Genomic DNA, 21,858 nt, shown 5'->3' on the forward strand with positions numbered 1-21,858 from the left:
GTCAAAATAATATAGCCAAGTATAACTCCAAAAATGGTGATAAGTACCCAGTAAGTGCCTTTAAATAAGGTTTTATTGCGTTTTTGATCTTTATAAAACTGAAAACCAATTATTACTATAAAAGCAACAATAAAAAGTATAGCAAATATTTTTTGTCCGTCGGTAAACATAGTTAATGTTTGAAGTGAACAAAAGTACGTCCAAAATTTTTACTGTCTTTTTCTAATCGATGATATTTGCTTTTTATTTCAGGTAAATTCAAAAATCGTATCACTCGTTTTTTGAGTTGTCCACTTCCTTTACCATGAATAATTTCTAAAGTTTTTATTTTGGAATCAATGGCATCAAAAAAAGCATCATTTAATGATGCTTCAATTTTTTTTGAATTGTTAAAAATGTCGTGTAAATCAAGCACCGATTTGCTCATTAACCAGCTTTAGAGTTGGTAACCATCCAATTGTTGTTTTCTTTCTTCATGTTAACATTGATGGCAATTTTTTCATTTTTTCTAAACGTAGCTTTTATGGTTACTTGGTCATCAGTAAAGTCCATAATTTCAAAAACAAAATAACTATCTAAACTTCCTTGGTAAATACTTTTAAATACTTCCATTTCTTCAAAAGTCATTACTTTAACTCGTTTGTTAAATTTAAATACAATTAAGTTATTTGGGATTTTATCGTCGTTAATAATAATTATAGGTGTCTGACCATTCTTCTCGTCATCATTAAAATAATCTTTTAATGCATGTAGGTCTAGAGTTTTTTGGATAACTGTATTAATGTCTTTAGCACTTTGTGCGAAAAAAGACAAGGGGAGAAGTACAGTAAATATTAAAACTAGCTTTTTCATAACTTTAATTTTTAGTAATTCCTACGCTATTGTACGGTTTAGATATGTTTTAGTTTCAAAATTTACAGAAACTTCAGCGTGAAAATACAATTTTAGATTTAAAATATCAACAACAATGCCAATCATTTTTTATTCTTAAACAAAAGTATTCAATTTTGGCAATGTATTTGTGTTGTATTTTATTAAAAATGCATATTTTTACGTAACCTAATTTAAATGATATAAATATGAAAAACAGGAATTTAAGTATAATAGTTTTGTTGATGTTAACAGTTTCTTTAGTCACTTTTTCGTGTAAGAAAGACAAAGAAGAAGAAAAAATTGATAATGAAACAACTTCGGCTCAAGATAATGCCTTATCTCAAAATATGTTTGATGACATAAAGAAGGTTGTCGAAGAAGCAGCAAAAGATGAAGGAAATACAAATAAAGCAGGTTTTTTCTTTGGAACATGCGCTACAGTTAGTATTAGTCCTAATTGGATTGACTCTGCGCAATATTGGCCTAAAACAATGACTATTGATTTTGGAACAACAAATTGTACTGGAACCGATGGAGTAAATAGACGAGGTGTAATATCAGTAACACTTACTGATAGATATGTGAATGCGGGAAGCGTTCTAACTGTTCAACCTCAAAATTATTACATCAACGATCATTTAATTGAAGGAACAAAAACCATAACAAATAATGGACGAAACTCTTCTGGAAACCTTTCATTTACTGTTCAGGTAACAAACGGTAAAGTTACTTTTCCTGCAGGCGGTTATACTACTTGGAGTTCAACTAGAACCAATGAATGGGTTGCGGGTGAATCTACGCCTGGATTACTTGGGCTTTGTGACGATGTTTACTTGATAACTGGTTCTGCAACAGGCGTTAATAGAGTTGGTAAATCGTATTCTGTTAATATTACTTCGCCATTAAGAAAAGAAATTTGTTGTAGATGGTTAGTTAGCGGTACTGTTGATATTGTGCCAAGTGGCTTATTGACTAGAACAGTTAATTTTGGTGGTGGTAATTGCGATAATATTGCAACGGTTACAATTGCAGGTAATACTTTTACTTTTGCAATGAATTAGAAATTGCTTAACAAGATAAATAGAAAGAGGAGGCAGTTGCCTCCTCTTTCTATTTATAAAAACCTAAATTTTTCCTTTTGTATATCTAAATAACCACTGGTGTATTAACATTGTTCTTGTGGTTAATCAAACATATATTTGTAGCAAACAAATAATACTTATTTATGAAACAAGTCATTTTCTTTTTTGCTGTTTTTTTTACTACAATATCGTGGGCTCAAAATGCTGCCTATAAGTTTAGTATAGATTTAACCAAGGTTAATAACGATATGGTACAAGTCTTTTTGGATGCACCAGAGATTAAATTGGATAAAATCATCTATAACATACCCAAAATGGTTCCAGGTACATATAGGATTTATGATTTTGGGCAATATTCAATGGATTTTGAGGCATTTGATAAAAAAGGGTATGCCATGAGTGTTACACGATTGGATGACAACAGATGGGAAATAGATAATGCTAAAAACTTAGCAAAAATCTCCTATTGGGTAGAAGATACATGGGATGCAAAAGTTAAAGATTTGGTTTTTGAACCAGGAGGGACTAATATCGAAAAGGATGAAAACATTGTGTTAAATAATCATGGTTTTTTTGGATATTTTGATGGGTTAAAGAACCTGAAGTATGAATTAACCGTAACTCGACCAGATAATTTTTATGGAGCAACAGGTTTAACCGATATTAAAACAATAGGAAATAAAGATGTGTATTATGTGAATAATTACATGGATTTGGTGGATTCACCCATAATGTATAATGTGCCAGATACCACAGTGATAGAAGTTGGTGGTGCCGATATATTAATTTCTGTTTATGCAAAAAACAAAACGGTTACTTCTAAAGAAATTGCAAAAAATATTGCTTCAATTTTAGAGGCTCAAAAAAATTATTTGGGAGGTAAGTTGCCTATCGATAAGTATGCTTTTATTATATATTTATATGCAGGACAAAGTGGTTCAGGTGGAAGTGGTGCTTTAGAGCATTCGTACTCGTCATTTTATTACTTACCAGAAATGACTGCTGAAAGAATCTCAGGATTTTTAATCGATGTTGCTGCTCATGAATTTTTTCATATTGTAACTCCATTAAATATTCATTCGGAAGAAATTGGTGATTTTGATTACATCAACCCAAAAATGTCGAAACATTTATGGATGTATGAAGGGGTTACAGAATATTTTGCTGGACACGTTCAGGTATATGAAGGCTTGATTTCAAAAGATGAATATTTGGAAGTAATTCAAGATAAAATTAAGGGAGCCAGTTATTACAAAGATAATCTGCCTTTTACTGCCATGAGCTTAGGTTGTTTAGACGAACATGAAAAACAATATGGTAATGTTTACCAAAAAGGAGCTTTAATAGGAATGTGTTTAGATATTCTGTTAAGAGAGTATTCTAAAGGAGAGATGGGTATGAAAGATATGATGGCAATGTTATCGAAGGAATATGGTAAAAATGTATCGTTTAAAGATGAAGAACTGTTTGATAAAATAGCCAGTTTATCATCCCAAAAAATTAGAGAATTTTTTAAAATGTATGTGGAAGGAGAAAGCTCTTTACCTTTAGAGGAGTTGTTAAATAAAGTTGGAATAACCTATAAAACAAATGTAACTGTAAAAGAGGTATCAATGGGAGGTGCTTCAATGAGTTATAATGAGGAAATTGATAAAATTTATGTGGTTGATACTGGTAATATGGATGAGTTCGGAAAATCGTTGGGGTATAAAAACAATGATATTATTTATTCGATTAATGGTGTTGAAATTACAGCTGATAATGTTAAAACAGAATTGGCTAGACTTAAGAATACATTAAAAGAAGGAGATAAAATAGAAGTTGTTGTGGGTCGTGAAGTAAAGGGTAAATCAAAAAACGTAACTTTAAAATCGAAAGCGATGTTGGTAGAAAAAACAAAGAAATATTTTATAGAATTTAATCCATCGGCTACGCCTCAACAGCTTACGCTTCAAAAAGCTTGGTTGAATACTAAAATGTAACTAAAAAACAATAGTATTGATACTCAACAAAAATAGACTTTATTGGATAGCTCAAATTATTGGCTGGTTGGTTTATGTTTTAATTGTGGGTGTTTTTAATCAGTTAAATGGTAATGACGTAACCACAGAATTGTTGTTTAGTTTGTTATCCATCTATTTTATAGGCTTATCTATTTCTCATTTTTACCGTGGAATAATCATCAAATTAAATTGGATGAAATTGTCGGTTTCAAACTTAATTCCAAGGGTTTTTATTGGAGTTATTGTTGTAGGTATTATAGTCTATTTTATTCAAACATTAGTACTTGAAGTTTTAATCATCGGTCAGGCATATTCGTTTTTGTTGGCTGATGCTTTCCCAAAAATTATTAATTGGTCGTTGTTATTTTTACTATGGTCGTTACTTTATTTTCTTTTTCATTTCATCAACAATTATAAAAAAGAAGAGATTAAAAATTTACGTTGGGAAGCAGCTCGAAATGAAATTGAATTGAATAAAATAAAATCTCAACTCAACCCTCATTTCATTTTTAATTCGATGAATAGCATTAGGGCTTTGGTTGATGAGGATCCACAATTGGCTAAAAATGCTATAACTCAATTATCTAATGTATTAAGAAATTCGTTAATGATTGGAAAGAAAAAATTAATTCCATTAAGCGACGAGTTAAAAATTGTTGATGATTACTTAAGTTTAGAAAAAACTCGATTTGAAGAAAAATTAACCATCGTAAAAAAAATTGATTCGAATACTGAAACATTTTTAATTCCTCCGTTAATGATTCAAACTTTGGTTGAAAATGCAATAAAACATGGCACATCAAAATTACCAGAGGGAGGTGTTGTTGATATACAATCGAGGTTAGATAAAGATGTTTTAACTGTAACGATTTACAATTCTGGGTTTTACGATGAAAATCATCAACCAGAAACGGGTTTCGGAGTTGTAAACACTAAACAACGATTGCAATTGTTGTTTGGCGATAAAGCACAGTTTTCTATAATAAATGAAAACGGTAGAGTAAAAACAGTATTAATTATTCCAACTAAAACTCAACTGTAAAACAAAAACGAACAATTATGAAAGTAATTATTGTAGACGATGAAAGGTTAGCGCGTAAAGAGTTGCAGAGTTTGCTAGCAAAATTTCCAAATGTTGAGGTGTTAGCAGAATGTGATAGTGTACAATCGGCATTGGTAAATATTGAAAAGCATAAGCCTGATTTGGTATTTTTAGATATCAATATGCCAGGTAAAGATGGCTTTGCATTGTTGGAAGAACTAAATTATATTCCCGAAATTATTTTTGTAACAGCTTATGATGAGTATGCAATTAAAGCTTTTGAAGTAAATGCACTCGATTATTTGCTAAAACCAATTCAGTCAGAACGTTTAGAGGAAGCTATAAATAAGTTCAATTCTAACGATTTTATTGAAAACAACAGTCAGAAATTAGGCTTAAACGATCAAGTATTTGTTAAGGATGGTGAGCGTTGTTGGTTTGTTAAGTTGTCAGATGTGCCAATGTTTGAATCGGAGGGAAATTATGTTAGAGTGTTTTTTGATAACAATAAACCATTGATTCTTAAATCATTAAATAATTTAGCAAACAAGCTCGATGAAAATGTGTTTTTTCGAGCCAACCGTAAGTTCATCATTAACTTAAATTGGATTGAAAGCATAGAAAACTGGTTTAATGGAGGCTTAATGGTTAAGCTTAAAACGGGAGCAAAAGTTGAAATATCGAGACGACAGGCATCAAAACTTAAAGATATGAAGAGCTTGTAAATAAGTTTTTATCTTAAATATAGTGTGTTTAATCTTTCATTTTTGTAATTAGGTATAAAAAATAGTGGTTATCGTTATTTTTTTTCTAAATTTATATTTCATTTAAAGCATTATAATGAAACCATTTTATGTAAAAGCAACCGATTCAACCCCTGAAATTAGATTCGATTTAGGCGAGAATATTTTTTATATAAAAGGGAAATCTGTTTTCACAGAAGTTGACCAGTTTTATGACCCTGTTATTGATTGGTTGAAAAATTTAGACGGAAAAATTAATACACCTATTACCTTTCAATTTGATTTAGAGTACTTTAATATCGTTTCTTCTAAACGTATTCTATTTGTTCTATATACACTCAACGAATTAAGAAACAATGGCTCTAACATTGAAGTTTCTTGGAGCTTTTCGGTAGAAGACGACGACATGAAGGAGGTTGGCGAGGATTATGCTTGTATGGTTAACTTGCCTTTTAATTTCGTTTGCAAATCAGTTGAACACGAAATAGACTAATTTAATCTTTAAACGATTTAAAATCATTAGGTTATAAATTTCTTTACACATTCAAAAATAGCAATTAAGTTTCTCTATCTTAATTATATTGCTCAACTTTGTATTTCAATTTTAAATTAAATGCTATCATGAAGAATACCTCTTTAATTATAAACATAGTTTTGGCTATTGCAGTTGCAGTGCTCTATTATTTACATTTTTCTTGCTCTAGTTCCTGTGCTCCAGCCGATACTGATGAGCTTGTTGTAGAGGATAATGTTGAGCCAGCTTCTCCTGTTATTTCAAAAAATGGATTTGCAAATGTTGGGTATATCAATATTGATTCATTACAAGATAAATATGATTTTTATGAAGTATTAATTCAAAAACTTAAAGCAAAACAAACCAAGTATGAGTCTGAAATTGCTGGTAAAATGGGTGCGTTTGAAAAAAAAGTGAAAGATTTCCAACAAAAAGCTTCAACCATGACACAGTTTGAAGGACAAATGAAACAACAGGAATTGGCTGAAGAAGAACAAAAACTATACAAATTAAGAGAAGATTTTGCTGGAAAATTCCAAGAAGAAGAAGCAAAATTGAATGACGAATTTCAAAAAACTGTTCAGGCTTACATCCAAAAACATAACAAAACAACAAATTACGATATCATTATTGGAGCATCGCAATTGGGTAACATCGTGTTAGATTTTAAACCAGAAATTGATATTACACAACATGTGGTTGATGGACTAAACGCTGAATATAAAGCCAAATCGACAAAAAAATAATGTTAATTGCACAACATAAAAAACAAACCAATATTGCCGAGTACATTTTGTACATGTGGCAAATTGAAGACATTATCCGTTCAAATAATTTCGATTTAACTCAAATTAATGATACCATTATATCAAAATTTGATGTGCCTAAAGAAACACAATACGACATTAAATTGTGGTATCAGAATTTAATTGAACAAATGCTGAAAGAAGGCAAATCAGAAAAAGGACATTTGAGCTTTCTTGTAAAACAATTGGATGAACTGAATAATTTACATAATTCGCTTTTAACCACCATACAAGATGTAGATTATCAAAATGCTTATATTGCTGCGAAAGAAAATATCCGAAACTTTATGGTTAAATCTACCGAGGCGAACTCCGAGATTGAAGCTTGTCTTATTGCATTGTACGGATTTTTAATGTTAAAATTAAAGCAATCAGAAATTAGCAGTTCAACCAAAGAAGCTATGCAAACGTTTAGTAAATTACTTGCTATTTTGGTTGATAGATACAATAAATTGAAAAAAGGTGAGTTACTTTTTTCGTCAGAAAAAAGTAATTAAAAACAATAGAAGTCATCTGTTGTAAATTGTTGTGAAAAAAATTCTCTTCATATTAATCTTATTGGTTTCTTCCTTAACAGGATTTTCTCAATGTACAACTGAAATTGTAGTTGATACTGTTTCGGTTTTGCCAAACGGAGATGTTATTGTTGGTTGGCAACCAAGTCCAGATGCAGGAATAATTACCTATGATATTTATGTAGTTAACCCTAATACATCAGCCAACGATAGTTTAAATTCTGTAAATAATACAACCTATTTTTTCATCATACCTTATGACACCATCATTAAATATCAAATTAAAGAAATTAGAGTTGTTGCAAATTGTGGAACAGGAATAGGTATAAGTCCTTTTGCAGCTAACCCACAACATCCAATTGAATTAACTAATCAAATAGATATTTGCAGTTCTTCAACAACACTTAATTGGAGTGCTTATGATAATTTTGTATCGGGAACCAATGTACTTTATCAAGTGTATTTAAATATTAATGGTGCAGGATTTATACCCATAGCTACAACTAACTCACTAACATATTTCTACAGTGGCTTGGTAATAGGTACCAATTATCAGTTTTTTGTTAGAGCTATAGAAAACGGTGGAGCAGGTCCATTTACATCGGCATCTAATATTGTTGATGTTTCGGGTAATTTTCTAAAAAATCCTACATTTTTATATCTTTTTACTGGAACTGTAATTGACTCGAGCCAAATCTTGGTTCAATTTTATGTTGATACCGCAGCAGATATAAAATACTACAACATAAAAAGAGCATTAACCAATGATAATGTTTTTTCTACTATTCATTCCGTTTCTGATTTTCAGGGCATGAATCCCATGGTTAGTTATTATGACGAAAGTGTAGATGCAAAAAATAATTCGTACACCTATCAAATTGAAGCAGTAAATCAGTGTAACCAATCAAAAATTACATCAAATATTGCTCAAACCATAATATTAACGGTTGTTGAAGACATTGCTAGTTCTACCAATAAGTTAAATTGGACGTATTATGATGGTTGGCAAGGAGGGGTAAAAGAATATTTAATTTATAGACAGTCAAAAGACGAAATGAGTTTTAATCTAGTGGCGACTATACCTGCAGCTTCTACTGTAAATAATTATGTTGATGATGTTTCTACCGAATTGCAAGGTACTGGTGAGTTTTGTTATAAAGTTTTAGCAATAGAGCAAAATACAATTCACGTTGATAATCTACCAATGGCAACAAGTTCGTCTGCTGAGGTTTGTGTTAAGCATGAACCATTTATGTATATTGCTAATGCTTTTGAGCCTTTAAGTCCATTTAACCCAACTTTTAAGCCATCAACAATATTTTTTGAGTTGGCTTCGTATCAATTTTTAATATTTGATAGGTGGGGACAAAAAGTTTTTGAAACAACTAATAGAGATGAAGGGTGGAATGGGCAGTTCAATAACTCGGGTAATAACTTGCCAATGGGAGCTTATGTGTACTTGATAAAATTCAAATCTAATACTGGCGACGAATATCAAAAAAGAGGCACAGTTACCCTAATTCGTTAAAAAATAAACCAAACTGGCATTGTACTTGAAGATTGAGTAGAAATGATTTATTTTTGAATCTTAATTATGAGCCAACATTTTAAAATAATACTCACACTTTTTCTTTTTAATTGGAGTTTTGGGTTTGCCCAAAACGCAGATTGCGATAAGTTGTTGAAACTAACCGACACCATTTATCAAGCAAAAAATATTAGTGGTTTTGGTCAAAAATTAGAGTTTAAAAATAATTTTAACGACGACATTTCTTCATTTCCTGAAGAAGCTAATTCGATTTGGTATTTGTTTAAAGTACCGGCAACTGGAAATTTTACATTTGATATTGTTTCGAACAACGAATTGGATGACTGGGATTTTTTATTGTTTGAGCATAAAAGTCAGTTTTGTCGTAGAATAGACTCCAACAGAATAAAACCCATTCGAGCTAATTTATCAAGGAGTTCGACCACAGGTTTATCGTTAACTTCTACTCAAGAATTTTCAATGCCAGGCGTAAATAACAACTATAGCAAATATGTGAGTGCAAAAGAAGGCGATGAGTTTGTGTTGGTGGTTAACAATCCTAAAAAAGCGAATAGCAATCATACCTTGTTGTTGCATTTTCCAAAAGTTAAAAAAATGGTTGAACCTGTTGTTGAACAAGTAAAAGTGGAAGAAATAAAAGACACTCCAAAACTTAATTTTACCATTGATATTAGCGATGCTGCAACCAAGCAACCTATATCGGCAAATGTTACCATAAGTGGGTTGCGAAAAGAAAATGTGGAGTTGAATAACATCACTAACTATCAAGCAATAATTGAAAAAACAATGTACCGAATAAATTTAACCGTTGCTACCGAAGGTTATATGTTGTATTCCACAAAAATTAACATTAACAAATCGAAAGACCAATTTCATCAGGCTGTTGCGTTGGAGCGAATTGTTGAAGGTAAAAACGTGAGTTTAGATGATATACAATTTCAGCCAGCCAGCGATAAATTTTTGAAAACAGCAGAAAGCTCTTTAAAGAGTTTGCTAAATTTTATGGAATTAAATAAATCGGTTAAAATTGAAATTGAAGGTCATGTAAACGGTCCTGGACAATCCAATCATAATGAGTTTAAAAAGTTGTCGATTGATAGAGCAAATGCTGTTAAAGATTATTTAACATCGAATGGGATTGAGTTGAGTCGACTACAATGTACCGGTTATGGTAATTCAAAAATGATTTACCCTGATCCAAAAATAGAAGACGAACACTCTGCAAACAGAAGGGTAGAAATAAAAATAATATCGAAATGAGCTTGATTTTGGGAATTGAAACTGCCACAAAAATGTGCAGTGTGGTAATAAGTAGAGATGGTGTGTTGTTAGCGTTAAAAGAAACTGGTGGAGAATATTCTCACTCCGAAAATCTAAACCATTTTGTTGAATTGGCTTGTAACGAAGCCAAAATAAAACTCAACGAACTAGATGCAATAGCGATAAGTAAAGGGCCAGGTTCTTATACAGGTTTACGTATTGGCGTTTCTTCTGCAAAAGGGTTGTGTTATGGCTTGGAAAAACCATTAATAGCTATTGATACCCTCAAAGCATTAGCGTTATCGGTTATCAACTCCCACCCTCTCGTTGAGGATTTGGGAGGGGTTACTCTTTTTTGCCCTATGATAGATGCTCGACGAATGGAGGTTTATACCGCTTTGTACAATTCAAGTTTGGAAATGATTGAGCCTATTTCAGCAAAAGTTATGGATGAAAGCTCTTTTGTAAAAGTTTTAGAAGAACACAAAGTGGTATTTTTTGGTGATGGAGCTGAAAAATGCAAAACTTTGCTTAGCGGACATAAAAATGCTGTTTTTATTGATAATGTTGAGCCATCGGCTAAATACATCAACCAATTGGCTTTGGAAAAATTGAATAAACAACAGTTTGAAGATATTGCTTATTTTGAACCATATTACCTAAAAGAGTTTTTGGCAACCACGCCAAAGAATAAAGTTTAATTACAACTTCCTACTTGTTGTGAAGAGTTGAATGTTACTTTTTTTGAAGTTTTAGGAATACTGATAAACTCATAAGGAAAAACAATAGCTTGAGTATTGCTACACTTTGGGTTTGGGGTTGTTTCGGTATAATTAATGGTTAGCTCATTACCCAATTCATGAACAGTATTGATGTTGAGTTGAAATCCGCCATTGTTTCGCATGCCTAAAGCTACTAAAACAACGGTTTCGTTTTCAAAATTAATTGCAGGTAATGGAGTTGGGTCGGAAAAATGCGACCAAGCAATAGCCCAAGCTTTTTCAAAATCGGTTTTGTTTTGAATAACCTGTTCGGTTAACTTTTCAAAACCTGAATTTGTGTTTTTTGAAACAGACTTAAAATCTATGTGTTTGGATGTTTCTTGGTTTTTGGTAGAAGAACAAGAAGCAAGTATAATAGAAAGAAAAATCACAACTATAATTCGCATAAATATATTTTTTACATTACACCCATAGGGGTTCTAATTCCTTTTTTGTTGCCACATTTTCTTGGGTTAGAGCATGAAACCGCCAATCCAATAATTAATAGTAAAAGGGTTGCTTTGATAATAGTTTTCATAGTATGTCATTTATTTACTGTAAGCAAGATAAGTATTTTTTTATTGTTTGCTCTAATCCATAATACAAAGCATCAGAAATTAAAGCATGCCCTATTGAAACTTCTTGTAAATTAACAATGTTTTGTTTGAAATAAGCAAGATTTTCTAGGTTTAAATCGTGTCCAGCATTAATGCCTAATCCCAATTTATTAGCAAGGTTTGCTGCTTTTACAAAATCGCTGATGGCTTTTTCTTTGTTTTTATTAAAATACTCGGCATAAGGACCAGTATAAAGTTCAATCCTGTTTGTTCCTGTTGCAACTGCATTTTCTATATTTTCTAATTTAGTATCAACAAAAATAGAAGTCCGAATACCATTAGAATTGAATTCGGTAATTACTTCTTTTAAAAAATCTTTTTGTTTTTTGGTGTCCCAACCAGCGTTAGAGGTTAAAACCCCAGGAGGGTCTGGAACCAAGGTTACTTGTTCTGGTCTTACCTCTAATACCAAATTAATAAATGTTGTGTTTGGAAAACCTTCAATGTTAAATTCGGTTTGTACTACTTTTTTTAAATCATAAACATCGGAGTAACGGATGTGTCGTTCGTCTGGTCGGGGATGAATCGTAATGCCATCTGCTCCAAATTTTTCGCAATCTATTGCCACTTGAACGAGGTTTGGAATATTGCCTCCACGTGCATTTCTAATAGTTGCAACCTTATTGATGTTTACGCTTAATTTTGTCATGTTTTAATTGGTAATTTTGAACTAAAATAGTAGGTTTACAAAACAAAGGTAAAACTTTCATCAATAACAATATGATTGCTGCAGAATTAATATCGTACGAAATACCACCGTTAAAACCTTCGGATACCGGAAGTAAAGTTTTGCAATGGATGGAAGAGTTTAAGGTGAAGGATATGGTTGTGGTAAAAAGCAAAAAATACATTGGAATTATTGAAGAAACCGATTTGTTGGATAGAAATAACATTGAAGACAAGTTAGAAACTTACTCACTTGATTTGAAAAAACCCTTTGTATTTAAAAATCAACATATTTTTGAAGTAATAGGTTTGTTTGTGGAGTTTGATGTAGATGTGTTGCCTGTTTTGAACGAAAATTCGGAATATTTGGGGTTAATAACTTCAAAAAAGATCTTACAATATTTATCCGAAATAGTTTCAGTTGCAAATCAAGGAAGTATTATAACCCTTGAAATGAATGCAGTTGACTATTCGATGGCAGAAATTGCAAAAATTGTGGAATCTGACGATGCAAAAATATTGGCTTCGTTTATTACATCGCATCCAGACACGACTAAAATTGAGGTTACGTTAAAAATTAACAAAACCGATATTACCAGAGTTCTACATACCTTTGATAGATTTAATTACACCGTTACGGCTTCGTTTAACGAAAGCGAATATCACCAAGATTTAAAAAATAGGTATGATGAGTTTATGAGGTTTTTAAATCCATAACCATTCGCATGCTTTGCAAAAAACTGGCATTACTTTCTTTCTTTTTTGTTTTACTCAACAATAGTATAGCACAAGATTCTACTGCTTATGTAATTGTAAACGAAATAAAGTTAATTGGTAATAAAACCACCAAAGAGCATATTATTGTTAGAGAGTTGCCTTTTCAATTGGGCGATACCATTTGGGTGCACGAAATGGCTAAAACATTTGAGAGAGCTCACAGCAATATTTTTAATACATCGCTTTTTAACTTTATCACCATTGAGCCAGTTTATTTTAATGACACCTATATTTCGCTTTATATAACTGTTGAGGAACGATGGTATTGGTGGCCGTTACCAATTTTTGATATTCAAGAAACCAATTTTAATACTTGGTGGCAAACTCGAAATTTTGACCGAGCCAATTACGGTATGTTTGTAGTTAAAGAAAATTTTAGAGGAAGAAAAGAACGGGTTGGAGTTAAAGTTCAAGGAGGTTATACCGAACAAGTCGGGTTTAGTTATTCAATCCCATATTTAAATCAAAAACAAACACAAGGGTTGAGTGTAAGTTTTAGCTATAGCAGAAATAGAGAAGTAAACTTTTCTACATTAGACAACAGAAGATTGTTTTACAAAAACAATGATAAGTACTTGAAGAAAGAAATTTTTACCAAAGCAACCTACGAATTCAGACCAAAGTTGTACAACAATCACAGTGTTCAAGTTTCATACTCTAATGTCGATTTAGTTGACTCTATGTTGTTTTATAATCCAAATTATTTGGAAAAAAATCAAACCAACATTGAATTTTTAAGTTTTACCTACTACTTAAAAAGAGACAAAAGAAATAATAAAGCTTACCCAACCAAAGGTTATTTCTATGATTTTCAGTTTACTCAAAATGGCTTGGGAGTTTTTGATAAGAATACCAATAATTCTTTTTTCTCCATTGGTTATAGAAAATATATCCCACTAGATAAACGCTTATATATTGCTGGTTTAGTGAAAGGAAAAACCTCAATAAACAATCCACCATTTTATTTTTTAGGTGGGTTGGGTTATGGAAGTACTTTGGTGAGAGGTTACGAGTATTATGTGATTAATGGTAATCATTATGGATTGTTTAAAACTCAATTAAGGTACGCTTTACTTGATAATAAGGTTTTTAAAGTTAATATTTTACCATTCGAACAATTTAAAAAAGTACCACTATCGGTATATTTAGGTACTTATTTTGATGGGGGTTATGTGAGTGAAAATCGGGAGCGGTTTTCAAATTTTTTAAACAAAGAATGGCTGTTTGGTGGTGGGGCTTCTATTGATTTTGTTAGCTATTACGATATGGTGTTTCGCTTCGAATATTCGTTTAATAATTTAAGTGAACAAGGATTGTTTATACACTTTGTAGCACCATTGTAATCAAATTAAGTAATTTTCCATAAAAATTAAGGAATTGAAAATAGCCATTTATAGCCGAATTTTATCTGACAATCAAACTGCTTTTGTTTGTGAGTTAATACAAAAGTTAACAGTTAAAAATGTTGAAGTTTTAATTTATGAACCGCTAGTTGGGTTAATAAAAAAACAAGAGGCCTCTATAGCGCCTTTGGTTAGTTTTAAAAATTCGAAAGAATTGAAGGGTGTTGATTACATGTTTAGCGTTGGTGGTGACGGAACGTTGTTAGAGTCGGTTAGTTTTGTTAAAAAACTCACCATCCCAATTTTAGGAATAAATACTGGTCGATTAGGTTTTTTAACATCAGCCTCAAGTAATGAAATAGATGCAACTATTGAACAGGTGTTAAATAAAGATTATGATTTAGACACACGTTCTATGCTCGATGTTGATTTGCAAGATCACCCATTTGGAGAATTAAATTTTGCATTAAATGAAGTTACCATTCAAAAAAGAGATTCCTCTTCGATGATAATAATTCATACCTATTTAGATAATGTTTTTCTTAACTCTTATTGGGCGGATGGGTTAATAATTTCCACACCAACGGGCTCTACAGCTTATTCGTTAAGTTGTAATGGACCAATTGTTTTACCAAATTCGGGAAATATTATTATTACTCCTATTGCTCCCCATAATTTAAATGTTCGTCCGTTAGTAATACCTGATAATATTGAAGTGAGATTAAAAATAGAAGGTAGGGCAGATAATTGTTTAATTGCACTCGATTATAAGTCTGAAACAATACCAATGAATTCAGAAATTATCATTAAAAAATCATCACAACAAATTAACTTGGTTAGACTTAAAAATCATGAATTTTTAAGTACCCTTCGAAATAAGCTAATGTGGGGTTTAGACAAAAGAAATTAGGTTAAAAAATTAGGGATATATACTTAGTCTGTTAATTATTTTGGGTATTTAAAAAATAAAGTAATATATTTGCAATTGTTCTAATTTTTAAAGAGTTAAATAGAATGCGAAATTTAGTAATACTACTATTTACAATTGTACTGTTACCAGCTTTGAGTAGTGCTCAAAAGTGGAAGAGAAACCGTGTGGAATATTCATTTGGTATTGGAGCTACTAACTTTTTAGGTGATTTAGGTGGAGCTGATCAGGTTGGAACTAATGGGTTACGAGATTTTGAGCTATCAATGACTAGAATGGGAGGTGTTTTAGGGTATCGTTATCAATTAGGAGAGGATTGGTTTGTGAGAGGTAATTTTAATTACGTTATGGTTGCAGGAGACGATGCATTAACAAAAGAACCGGCTCGTAACAGTAGAAAATTAAGTTTTAGATCTCATATATTAGAGTTATCAGCTCAAGGTGAATATATGTTGGTAAAACAAAAAAGCGGTCACCTGTATAGGTTGCGTGGTGTAAGAGGTAAATCTTGGTTTAGATTTGAGGTTTACGTGTTTGGAGGTATTGGTGGTATATGGTATAATCCGCAATCTCGTAACCCTCAGGGTGATTGGGTTTCATTACGTAATATGCATACAGAGGGTCAAGGATTACCAGGTGGACCAAAACAATACTCAGGATTTACATTTGTAATGCCTTATGGGATTGGTTTAAGAAGAAACTTGGGAGGTAGTACTCGTCAAGGATTGTGGTCAATAGGATTGGAATTAAGTATGAGAAAAACTTTTTCTGATTATATTGATGATGTTAGTGATGTGTATTATGAAAATGCTGACATCAGAGCTGCTTATGGCGATGAGGCTGCATATTTTGCTGATCCTTCGGGTAAGTATAGTAATGGTTATGATGTAGCTCAACAACGAGGTGATAAAAATGATAAAGACGCTTATATGATGGGTATTGTGTCTATCAACTTTAAACCAGGAAAAAGAAGAAGAAACTTGCCTAAGTTTTAACAATTTTATTGTAGGTTTTTCGTTTTATCTGTTCAACATTATTATTTTCAACATATTACATGAGAAAAATTATTCTCTTTCTCTTCTTTTCAATTTTTTTATTTCAAAATAAAACAAAAGCTCAACATGCTGAAATTGGTGTTCTTTTTGGTACATCCTATTATATTGGCGAGTTAAACACAAGTAATCCTTTTTTAAATAAGCCACGTCCTGCATTAGGAGTATTGTTTCGTAAAAATTTAAATAAAAGATATGCTCTGAGATATGGATTTAACTATGGTTATTTAGCGGCTGAAGATAATTTTACTAGTGCTGAATGGAATAAATTCCGTCAAATATCTTTTTCTACTTCAATTATGGAAGCATCGGCTTTATTGGAGTTTAATTTTTTACCCTATCAAATTAATAATTACAATACATCACCATTTACCCCATTTGTTTTTATAGGTGTTGCTGCCTTTAGAGTGTCACCAGAATTAAAACATAATGCTTCAAATACTACTACTGAATCAAAATCAATAATTGCTCCTGCTGTTCCTTTTGGAGTTGGAGTAAAATTTGATTTTATTCGAAACTTAGGTTTAAATATCGAGTGGGGAGTGCGTAAAACTTTCACAGATGAAATAGATGGTTTATCGAAAACATATTCAAATAATTATCAATTGAGTAATTCTCAAAACAACGATTGGTACTCTTTTGCAGGAATAACACTTAATTATAAAATTTTAACAAAAACAGATAGGTGTCCTGTTGTAAAATAGGCTTATTAATACCATATTTGCAACTTGGAAAAAAATAGGCTTATTAGATGAGTTATAAAGACCAAATAGACAGACAAAAAATACCCAGCCATATTGCAATTATTATGGATGGGAATGGTCGTTGGGCTAAGGAACACAATAAGCCTCGTGTTTATGGTCACAAAAAAGGTGTGTTGTCTGTTCGTGATGTGGTTGAAGGAGCCGGAGAAATAGGTTTAAAACATTTAACCTTGTATGCGTTTTCGACGGAGAATTGGAATAGACCAAAATTAGAAGTTACAGCATTGATGCAACTATTGGTTAATACCATTAGTAAAGAGGCTGACACATTGAACAAAAACAATGTGAAATTATCTACAATTGGAGATATAAATAGTTTGCCATCAAATTGTAATAGCGAATTAAAAAAGGCCATTACTAAAACAGAAAAAAACACCGGTTTAAATTTAATATTAGCATTGAGTTATAGTGCTAAGTGGGAAATAACTCAAGCTGTAAAAAATATAACAAGTGATGTGCTTGAAAATAAACTAAGTTTTAACGACATTACAGAAAATACAATAAATAAATACCTAAATACTAAAGATATTCCTGATCCAGAATTACTTATTAGAACTAGTGGGGAACACCGAATTAGTAATTTTTTACTTTGGCAAATTGCTTACGCTGAATTACTGTTTTCACCAAAGCTTTGGCCCGATTATAGAAAAGAAGATTTGTTTGAGGCAGTAGTGAATTATCAGAAAAGAGAGCGAAGATTTGGACTTACGAGTGAGCAATTAAAAAAATAAATGAAGAAACACCTATATATTTTACTAGTCTTAATTTTTCCTTTAATTGTAAGAGGGCAATTTAGTATTAATTCTGATTTAGAGAGCATTAATTATTCTTCACCAAAAGAATATGAAATAGCTGGAGTTACAGTTCAAGGGGCTGATTTTTTTGATTCTCAAGCTATTATTTCACTTTCGGGCTTAACGGTTGGTAATAGCATTAAAATACCTGGCGATAAAATTACTAGAGCAATAAAAAGTTTGTGGGAACAAAAGTTGTTTTCGGATGTAAAAATATATGCAGTAAAAATTGAAGCCAATAGAATATTTTTAGAGATAAGAATTAAAGAATTACCTCGACTCTCAAAGTACCGATTTACAGGAGTAAGAAAAGGTAAACAAAAAGATTTAAGAGAAGAGTTAGGTTTAGAAAGAGGTAAAATAGTTAACGAAAACTTATTGGTAACTACCACCAATAAAGTAAAAAACCATTTTATAGCAAAAGGATTTTTAAACACCAAAGTTGATATTGTTCAAGAACCAGATACCAGCGCTAGTAATTATGTTATTTTATCAGTTAATGTTAAAGTAAGTAGACGAACAAAAATTAAAGACGTTAATTTTTATGGTGTTCAAGCTTTTAAACCGAAAAAACTTCGTCGATCTTTAAAAGATACTAAAAGAAAAAGATGGTATAATATTTTTGGTTCTTCTAAATATGTTCCAAATGTATATCAAAAGGAAAAAAATAATATCGTTGATAAGTACAACGAAAAAGGATTTAGAGATGCTAAAATAGTTTCTGACTCTGTAATTACCATAAACAACAAATTGGTTGAGATAGATATCACAGTTGAAGAAGGTAACAAGTATTATTTTAGAGATGTGAAATGGTTGGGTAATACCGTTCATTCAACTGATGTTTTAAATCGTATTTTAGACATAAAACGTGGCGATGTTTACAACAAAAAGATTTTAGATGAGCGATTATTTATGAATCAAAATGGAAGGGATGTAAGTTCACTTTATTTAGATGATGGATACTTATTCTTTAACATTAATCCAGTAGAGGTCAAAATTGAGAATGATTCGATTGACCTTGAAATGCGGATTTACGAAGGAAAACAAGCAACCATTAATAATGTTACAATAGTTGGAAATAGTAAAACCAACGACCATGTAATTCGTAGAGAAATTAGAACTCGTCCAGGACAATTGTTTAGTAGGTCAGACATTATTAGAACTCAACGTGAGTTAGCTCAATTGGGTTATTTTAACCAAGAAAGTTTAGGTGTAAATCCTAAACCTGACCAAGAAAATGGTACAGTTGATATTGAATATGTGGTTGAAGAAAAACCTTCAGACCAAATTGAACTATCTGGTGGATGGGGTGGAGGCCGAGTTATTGGTACTCTTGGCGTGAGTTTTAATAACTTTTCTGCTAAAAACATTTTTAATGGAAAAGCATGGAGACCTCTTCCTGCTGGAGATGGACAAAAATTAAGTTTAAGAGCTCAAACCAGTGGACGTCAATATCAAGCGTATAGCTTTTCATTTACTGAACCATGGTTAGGAGGTAGAAAACCAAACTCGTTGAGCGTTAGTTTATCTCATCAAGTGCAGTCAAATGGGTTAACTGGTGATTCTGAGCAATCGATTAAAATATACGGTGGAGCAGTTGGTTTAGGACGAAGATTAAAATTCCCTGATGACTTTTTTACTTTATACAATGAAATTTCTTACCAATATTATGTGTTAAATAGGTATTTTTCTGCCTTTGCTTTTTCAGATGGGTTTGCAAATAATATCAGTTTTAAAACGGTATTATCTAGAAATTCAGTAGATAGTCCAATTTATCCAAGAACGGGTTCTCAAACTACCTTTACTTTGCAGTTAACTCCTCCTTATTCAATGTTTAGACCTAAGAATACTGATTACTCTACCATGAGTGCTCAAGAAAAATATAAATTTACTGAATATCATAAGTGGAAATTTCAAACGTCTTGGTTCTCAAAAATTGCAGGGAACTTGGTGTTAAATACAAAGGCTGGTTTTGGAGTTTTAGGAACTTATACTCCAGACCTTCCGTCTCCTTTTGAAAGATTTTATTTAGGAGGTGATGGGTTGTCGGGTTTTGCTATTGATGGTAGAGAGATTATTGCATTGAGAGGTTTTGGTAATGGTGATGCATCGCCAAGTACTGGAGCAACAGTTATTTCTAAATATACTGCCGAATTACGTTATCCACTTACATTAAACCCTACTGCAACAATTTATGGCTTAGTTTTTGGAGAAGCAGGTAACTCATGGAGTTCGTTTAGCAAAGCAAACCCATTTCAGGTTTATAAATCTGCTGGTGTTGGAGTTAGAATTTATATGCCATTTTTTGGAATGCTTGGTTTAGATTGGGGGTATAGATTTGATCAAATACCTGGTAAAACGGATCCTAATAGTCGTACTGAAATCCATTTTAGTATTGGAGGTAGTATAAACGGCTGGTAAAAAATTGTTTAACAATTTCGAATAATTTCGAAAGTTTAAATTTAGGAGGAACTAAAAATGAAAAACACGATGAAAAACCTTACAAAAGTTGCAGTTGTTTTATTATTAACTGCGGTTACGTTTTCGGCAAAAGCACAAAAATTTGGTTATGTTGATACCGAATACATTTTAGCAAATATTCCAGATTACAAAGAAGCTCAAGCGGAATTGGATAAGCTTTCGATTGAGTGGCAAAAACAATTGGAACGTCAATACAGCGAAATTGATAAAATGTACAAAAATTATCAAGCTGAACAGATTTTGTTAACTGAGGACATGAAAACCAAAAGAGAAGACGAAATCATTAAAAAAGAAAAAGAAGCAAAAGAATACCAAAAACAAAAATTTGGTGTTGATGGCGAGTTGTTTAAAAAACGTCAAGAATTAGTAAAACCTGTTCAAGACAAGGTGTATCAAGCAATTGCTGACGTTGCAGCGGCGAGTGGTTACGACATTATTTTTGATAAATCGAGTGGCTTAACCATGCTGTATTCAAATTCTAAGTACAATAAAAGTGATGCAGTGTTAAAAAAATTAGGCTACACACCGGGCGAGTCTAAATAATAATTTATATTTACAAACGAAAAATTAATAAACAAGATGAATAAGATTAAATTAACATTAGTAATGCTTGTTGTTGCCATGTCAACTTCAGTTTTTGCTCAAAAAACAACTAAAATCGGACACATTAATTCAAACGAATTATTGTCGGCTATGCCAGAACGTACTAAAATTCAAAAAGATTTAGAAACGTATGCAAACGATTTAAGATCGACTCTTGAAACAATGCGTAAAGAGTATGAAGCTAAAATCAAAGATTTTCAAAGTAAGCAAGATGTAATGACCGAAGTAATTAAAAATTCTAAAATCAAAGAAATTACTGATTTAGAAAAAAGAATTACCGAATTCCAACAAACTGCTGAGGCTGACTTGCAAAAGAAAGAAGAAGAGTTGTTACAACCAGTTATTGATAAAGCAAAAGATGCCATTAATGCTGTAGCTAAGGAAGGAAGCTATACGTTGGTTTTAGATTCAAGCGTAGGTGTTGTGTTGTACTCTGTAGAAGGTGACGATATTTTACCTGCAGTTAAAAAGAAATTGGGTTTATAAAAAAATAGACTTTTACTAAAATTTAAAAGCTCTTTCGATTACATTTGAAAGAGCTTTTTTTATTATTAACCACATAGTTACATAGTGTTAGATATGTATAAAAAAAACATAGCAGTTTTGTCTGTCTTCGACAGACAAACTATGTAATCTGTTTAGTAAATGATGAACTAGATAAAATTTATTGACTAAGTGTCTATGT

23 protein-coding genes are annotated in these 21,858 nt (G+C 31.7%); 19 read left to right on the forward strand and 4 right to left on the reverse strand.

Annotation, left to right across the window (positions count from 1 at the left end; translation table 11 throughout):
- Positions 1-172 precede the first annotated feature (172 nt).
- Positions 173-427, reverse strand: a complete 255-nt coding sequence (locus H6589_09730) for a Smr/MutS family protein (protein MCB9174876.1) — start codon at positions 425-427, stop codon at positions 173-175.
- Entirely contained in the window at positions 427-852 is a 426-nt protein-coding gene (locus H6589_09735; GenBank protein MCB9174877.1) for a hypothetical protein, read from the reverse strand. The genes H6589_09730 and H6589_09735 overlap by 1 nt, the downstream gene beginning before the upstream one ends.
- A gap of 227 nt (positions 853-1,079) precedes the next feature.
- On the opposite strand from H6589_09735, the gene H6589_09740 reads away from it, so the two are divergent.
- The 10 genes from H6589_09740 (at position 1,080) to tsaB (ending at position 11,088) form a co-directional block, all read left to right on the forward strand.
- Positions 1,080-1,934, forward strand: a complete 855-nt coding sequence (locus H6589_09740) for a hypothetical protein (protein ID MCB9174878.1) — start codon at positions 1,080-1,082, stop codon at positions 1,932-1,934.
- 164 nt (positions 1,935-2,098) lie between these two features.
- Positions 2,099-3,937: a peptidase M61 gene (locus H6589_09745; GenBank protein MCB9174879.1), complete on the forward strand. Its 1,839-nt coding sequence runs from the start codon at positions 2,099-2,101 to the stop codon at positions 3,935-3,937.
- A gap of 16 nt (positions 3,938-3,953) precedes the next feature.
- The gene (locus tag H6589_09750) at positions 3,954-5,000 is read left to right on the forward strand and encodes a histidine kinase (protein ID MCB9174880.1); all 1,047 of its coding nucleotides are present in this window, start codon (positions 3,954-3,956) and stop codon (positions 4,998-5,000) included.
- A 17-nt stretch (positions 5,001-5,017) separates the two neighbouring features.
- Entirely contained in the window at positions 5,018-5,725 is a 708-nt protein-coding gene (locus tag H6589_09755) for a response regulator transcription factor (GenBank protein MCB9174881.1), read from the forward strand.
- 115 nt (positions 5,726-5,840) lie between these two features.
- A complete protein-coding gene (locus H6589_09760) occupies positions 5,841-6,236 on the forward strand; it encodes a DUF1987 domain-containing protein (GenBank protein MCB9174882.1) in 396 nt (131 codons plus the stop codon).
- Between the two features lie 128 nt (positions 6,237-6,364).
- On the forward strand, positions 6,365-7,003 hold the full coding sequence (locus H6589_09765) for an OmpH family outer membrane protein (protein MCB9174883.1): 639 nt from the start codon (positions 6,365-6,367) through the stop codon (positions 7,001-7,003).
- Positions 7,003-7,560 carry a DUF4924 family protein gene (locus H6589_09770; protein MCB9174884.1) on the forward strand — a complete coding sequence of 186 codons (558 nt, stop codon included), beginning with the start codon at positions 7,003-7,005 and terminating at the stop codon, positions 7,558-7,560. The genes H6589_09765 and H6589_09770 overlap by 1 nt, the downstream gene beginning before the upstream one ends.
- Before the next feature lie 31 nt (positions 7,561-7,591).
- Positions 7,592-9,106 carry a gliding motility-associated C-terminal domain-containing protein gene (locus H6589_09775; protein ID MCB9174885.1) on the forward strand — a complete coding sequence of 505 codons (1,515 nt, stop codon included), beginning with the start codon at positions 7,592-7,594 and terminating at the stop codon, positions 9,104-9,106.
- 66 nt (positions 9,107-9,172) lie between these two features.
- Complete coding sequence (locus H6589_09780; protein ID MCB9174886.1) at positions 9,173-10,387, forward strand: OmpA family protein; 1,215 nt, start codon at positions 9,173-9,175, stop codon at positions 10,385-10,387.
- Positions 10,384-11,088, forward strand: a complete 705-nt coding sequence (gene tsaB / locus H6589_09785; protein MCB9174887.1) for a tRNA (adenosine(37)-N6)-threonylcarbamoyltransferase complex dimerization subunit type 1 TsaB — start codon at positions 10,384-10,386, stop codon at positions 11,086-11,088. The genes H6589_09780 and tsaB overlap by 4 nt, the downstream gene beginning before the upstream one ends.
- Here the strand turns inward: tsaB and H6589_09790 are convergent.
- Together H6589_09790 and H6589_09795 are read right to left on the reverse strand one after the other, a co-directional pair.
- Positions 11,085-11,555: a protease complex subunit PrcB family protein gene (locus H6589_09790; GenBank protein MCB9174888.1), complete on the reverse strand. Its 471-nt coding sequence runs from the start codon at positions 11,553-11,555 to the stop codon at positions 11,085-11,087. The two genes, tsaB and H6589_09790, sit on opposite strands and share 4 nt — an antisense overlap.
- Before the next feature lie 145 nt (positions 11,556-11,700).
- On the reverse strand, positions 11,701-12,414 hold the full coding sequence (locus tag H6589_09795) for a pyridoxine 5'-phosphate synthase (GenBank protein MCB9174889.1): 714 nt from the start codon (positions 12,412-12,414) through the stop codon (positions 11,701-11,703).
- Between the two features lie 71 nt (positions 12,415-12,485).
- On the opposite strand from H6589_09795, the gene H6589_09800 reads away from it, so the two are divergent.
- The 9 genes from H6589_09800 to H6589_09840 all read left to right on the forward strand — a co-directional run bounded on the left by H6589_09800 (position 12,486) and on the right by H6589_09840 (position 21,659).
- A complete protein-coding gene (locus H6589_09800) occupies positions 12,486-13,148 on the forward strand; it encodes a CBS domain-containing protein (protein MCB9174890.1) in 663 nt (220 codons plus the stop codon).
- 8 nt (positions 13,149-13,156) lie between these two features.
- Entirely contained in the window at positions 13,157-14,551 is a 1,395-nt protein-coding gene (locus H6589_09805; protein MCB9174891.1) for a hypothetical protein, read from the forward strand.
- Between the two features lie 34 nt (positions 14,552-14,585).
- A complete protein-coding gene (locus H6589_09810) occupies positions 14,586-15,461 on the forward strand; it encodes an NAD kinase (GenBank protein ID MCB9174892.1) in 876 nt (291 codons plus the stop codon).
- A 104-nt stretch (positions 15,462-15,565) separates the two neighbouring features.
- Positions 15,566-16,474 (forward strand): hypothetical protein, encoded by a 909-nt coding sequence (locus tag H6589_09815; protein MCB9174893.1) that lies wholly within the window; start codon positions 15,566-15,568, stop codon positions 16,472-16,474.
- Positions 16,475-16,533: 59 nt separating this feature from the next.
- Positions 16,534-17,235, forward strand: coding sequence for an outer membrane beta-barrel protein (locus H6589_09820; GenBank protein ID MCB9174894.1), 702 nt, complete (start codon positions 16,534-16,536; stop codon positions 17,233-17,235).
- 47 nt (positions 17,236-17,282) lie between these two features.
- Positions 17,283-18,026: an isoprenyl transferase gene (locus tag H6589_09825; protein MCB9174895.1), complete on the forward strand. Its 744-nt coding sequence runs from the start codon at positions 17,283-17,285 to the stop codon at positions 18,024-18,026.
- Positions 18,027-20,510, forward strand: coding sequence for an outer membrane protein assembly factor BamA (gene bamA, locus H6589_09830; protein MCB9174896.1), 2,484 nt, complete (start codon positions 18,027-18,029; stop codon positions 20,508-20,510).
- Between the two features lie 69 nt (positions 20,511-20,579).
- Complete coding sequence (locus H6589_09835) at positions 20,580-21,113, forward strand: OmpH family outer membrane protein (GenBank protein ID MCB9174897.1); 534 nt, start codon at positions 20,580-20,582, stop codon at positions 21,111-21,113.
- Between the two features lie 36 nt (positions 21,114-21,149).
- Positions 21,150-21,659, forward strand: coding sequence for an OmpH family outer membrane protein (locus H6589_09840; GenBank protein MCB9174898.1), 510 nt, complete (start codon positions 21,150-21,152; stop codon positions 21,657-21,659).
- Positions 21,660-21,858 lie beyond the last annotated feature (199 nt).

This window comes from Flavobacteriales bacterium (assembly GCA_020635795.1).
GTDB lineage: Bacteria > Bacteroidota > Bacteroidia > Flavobacteriales_E > Vicingaceae > Vicingus.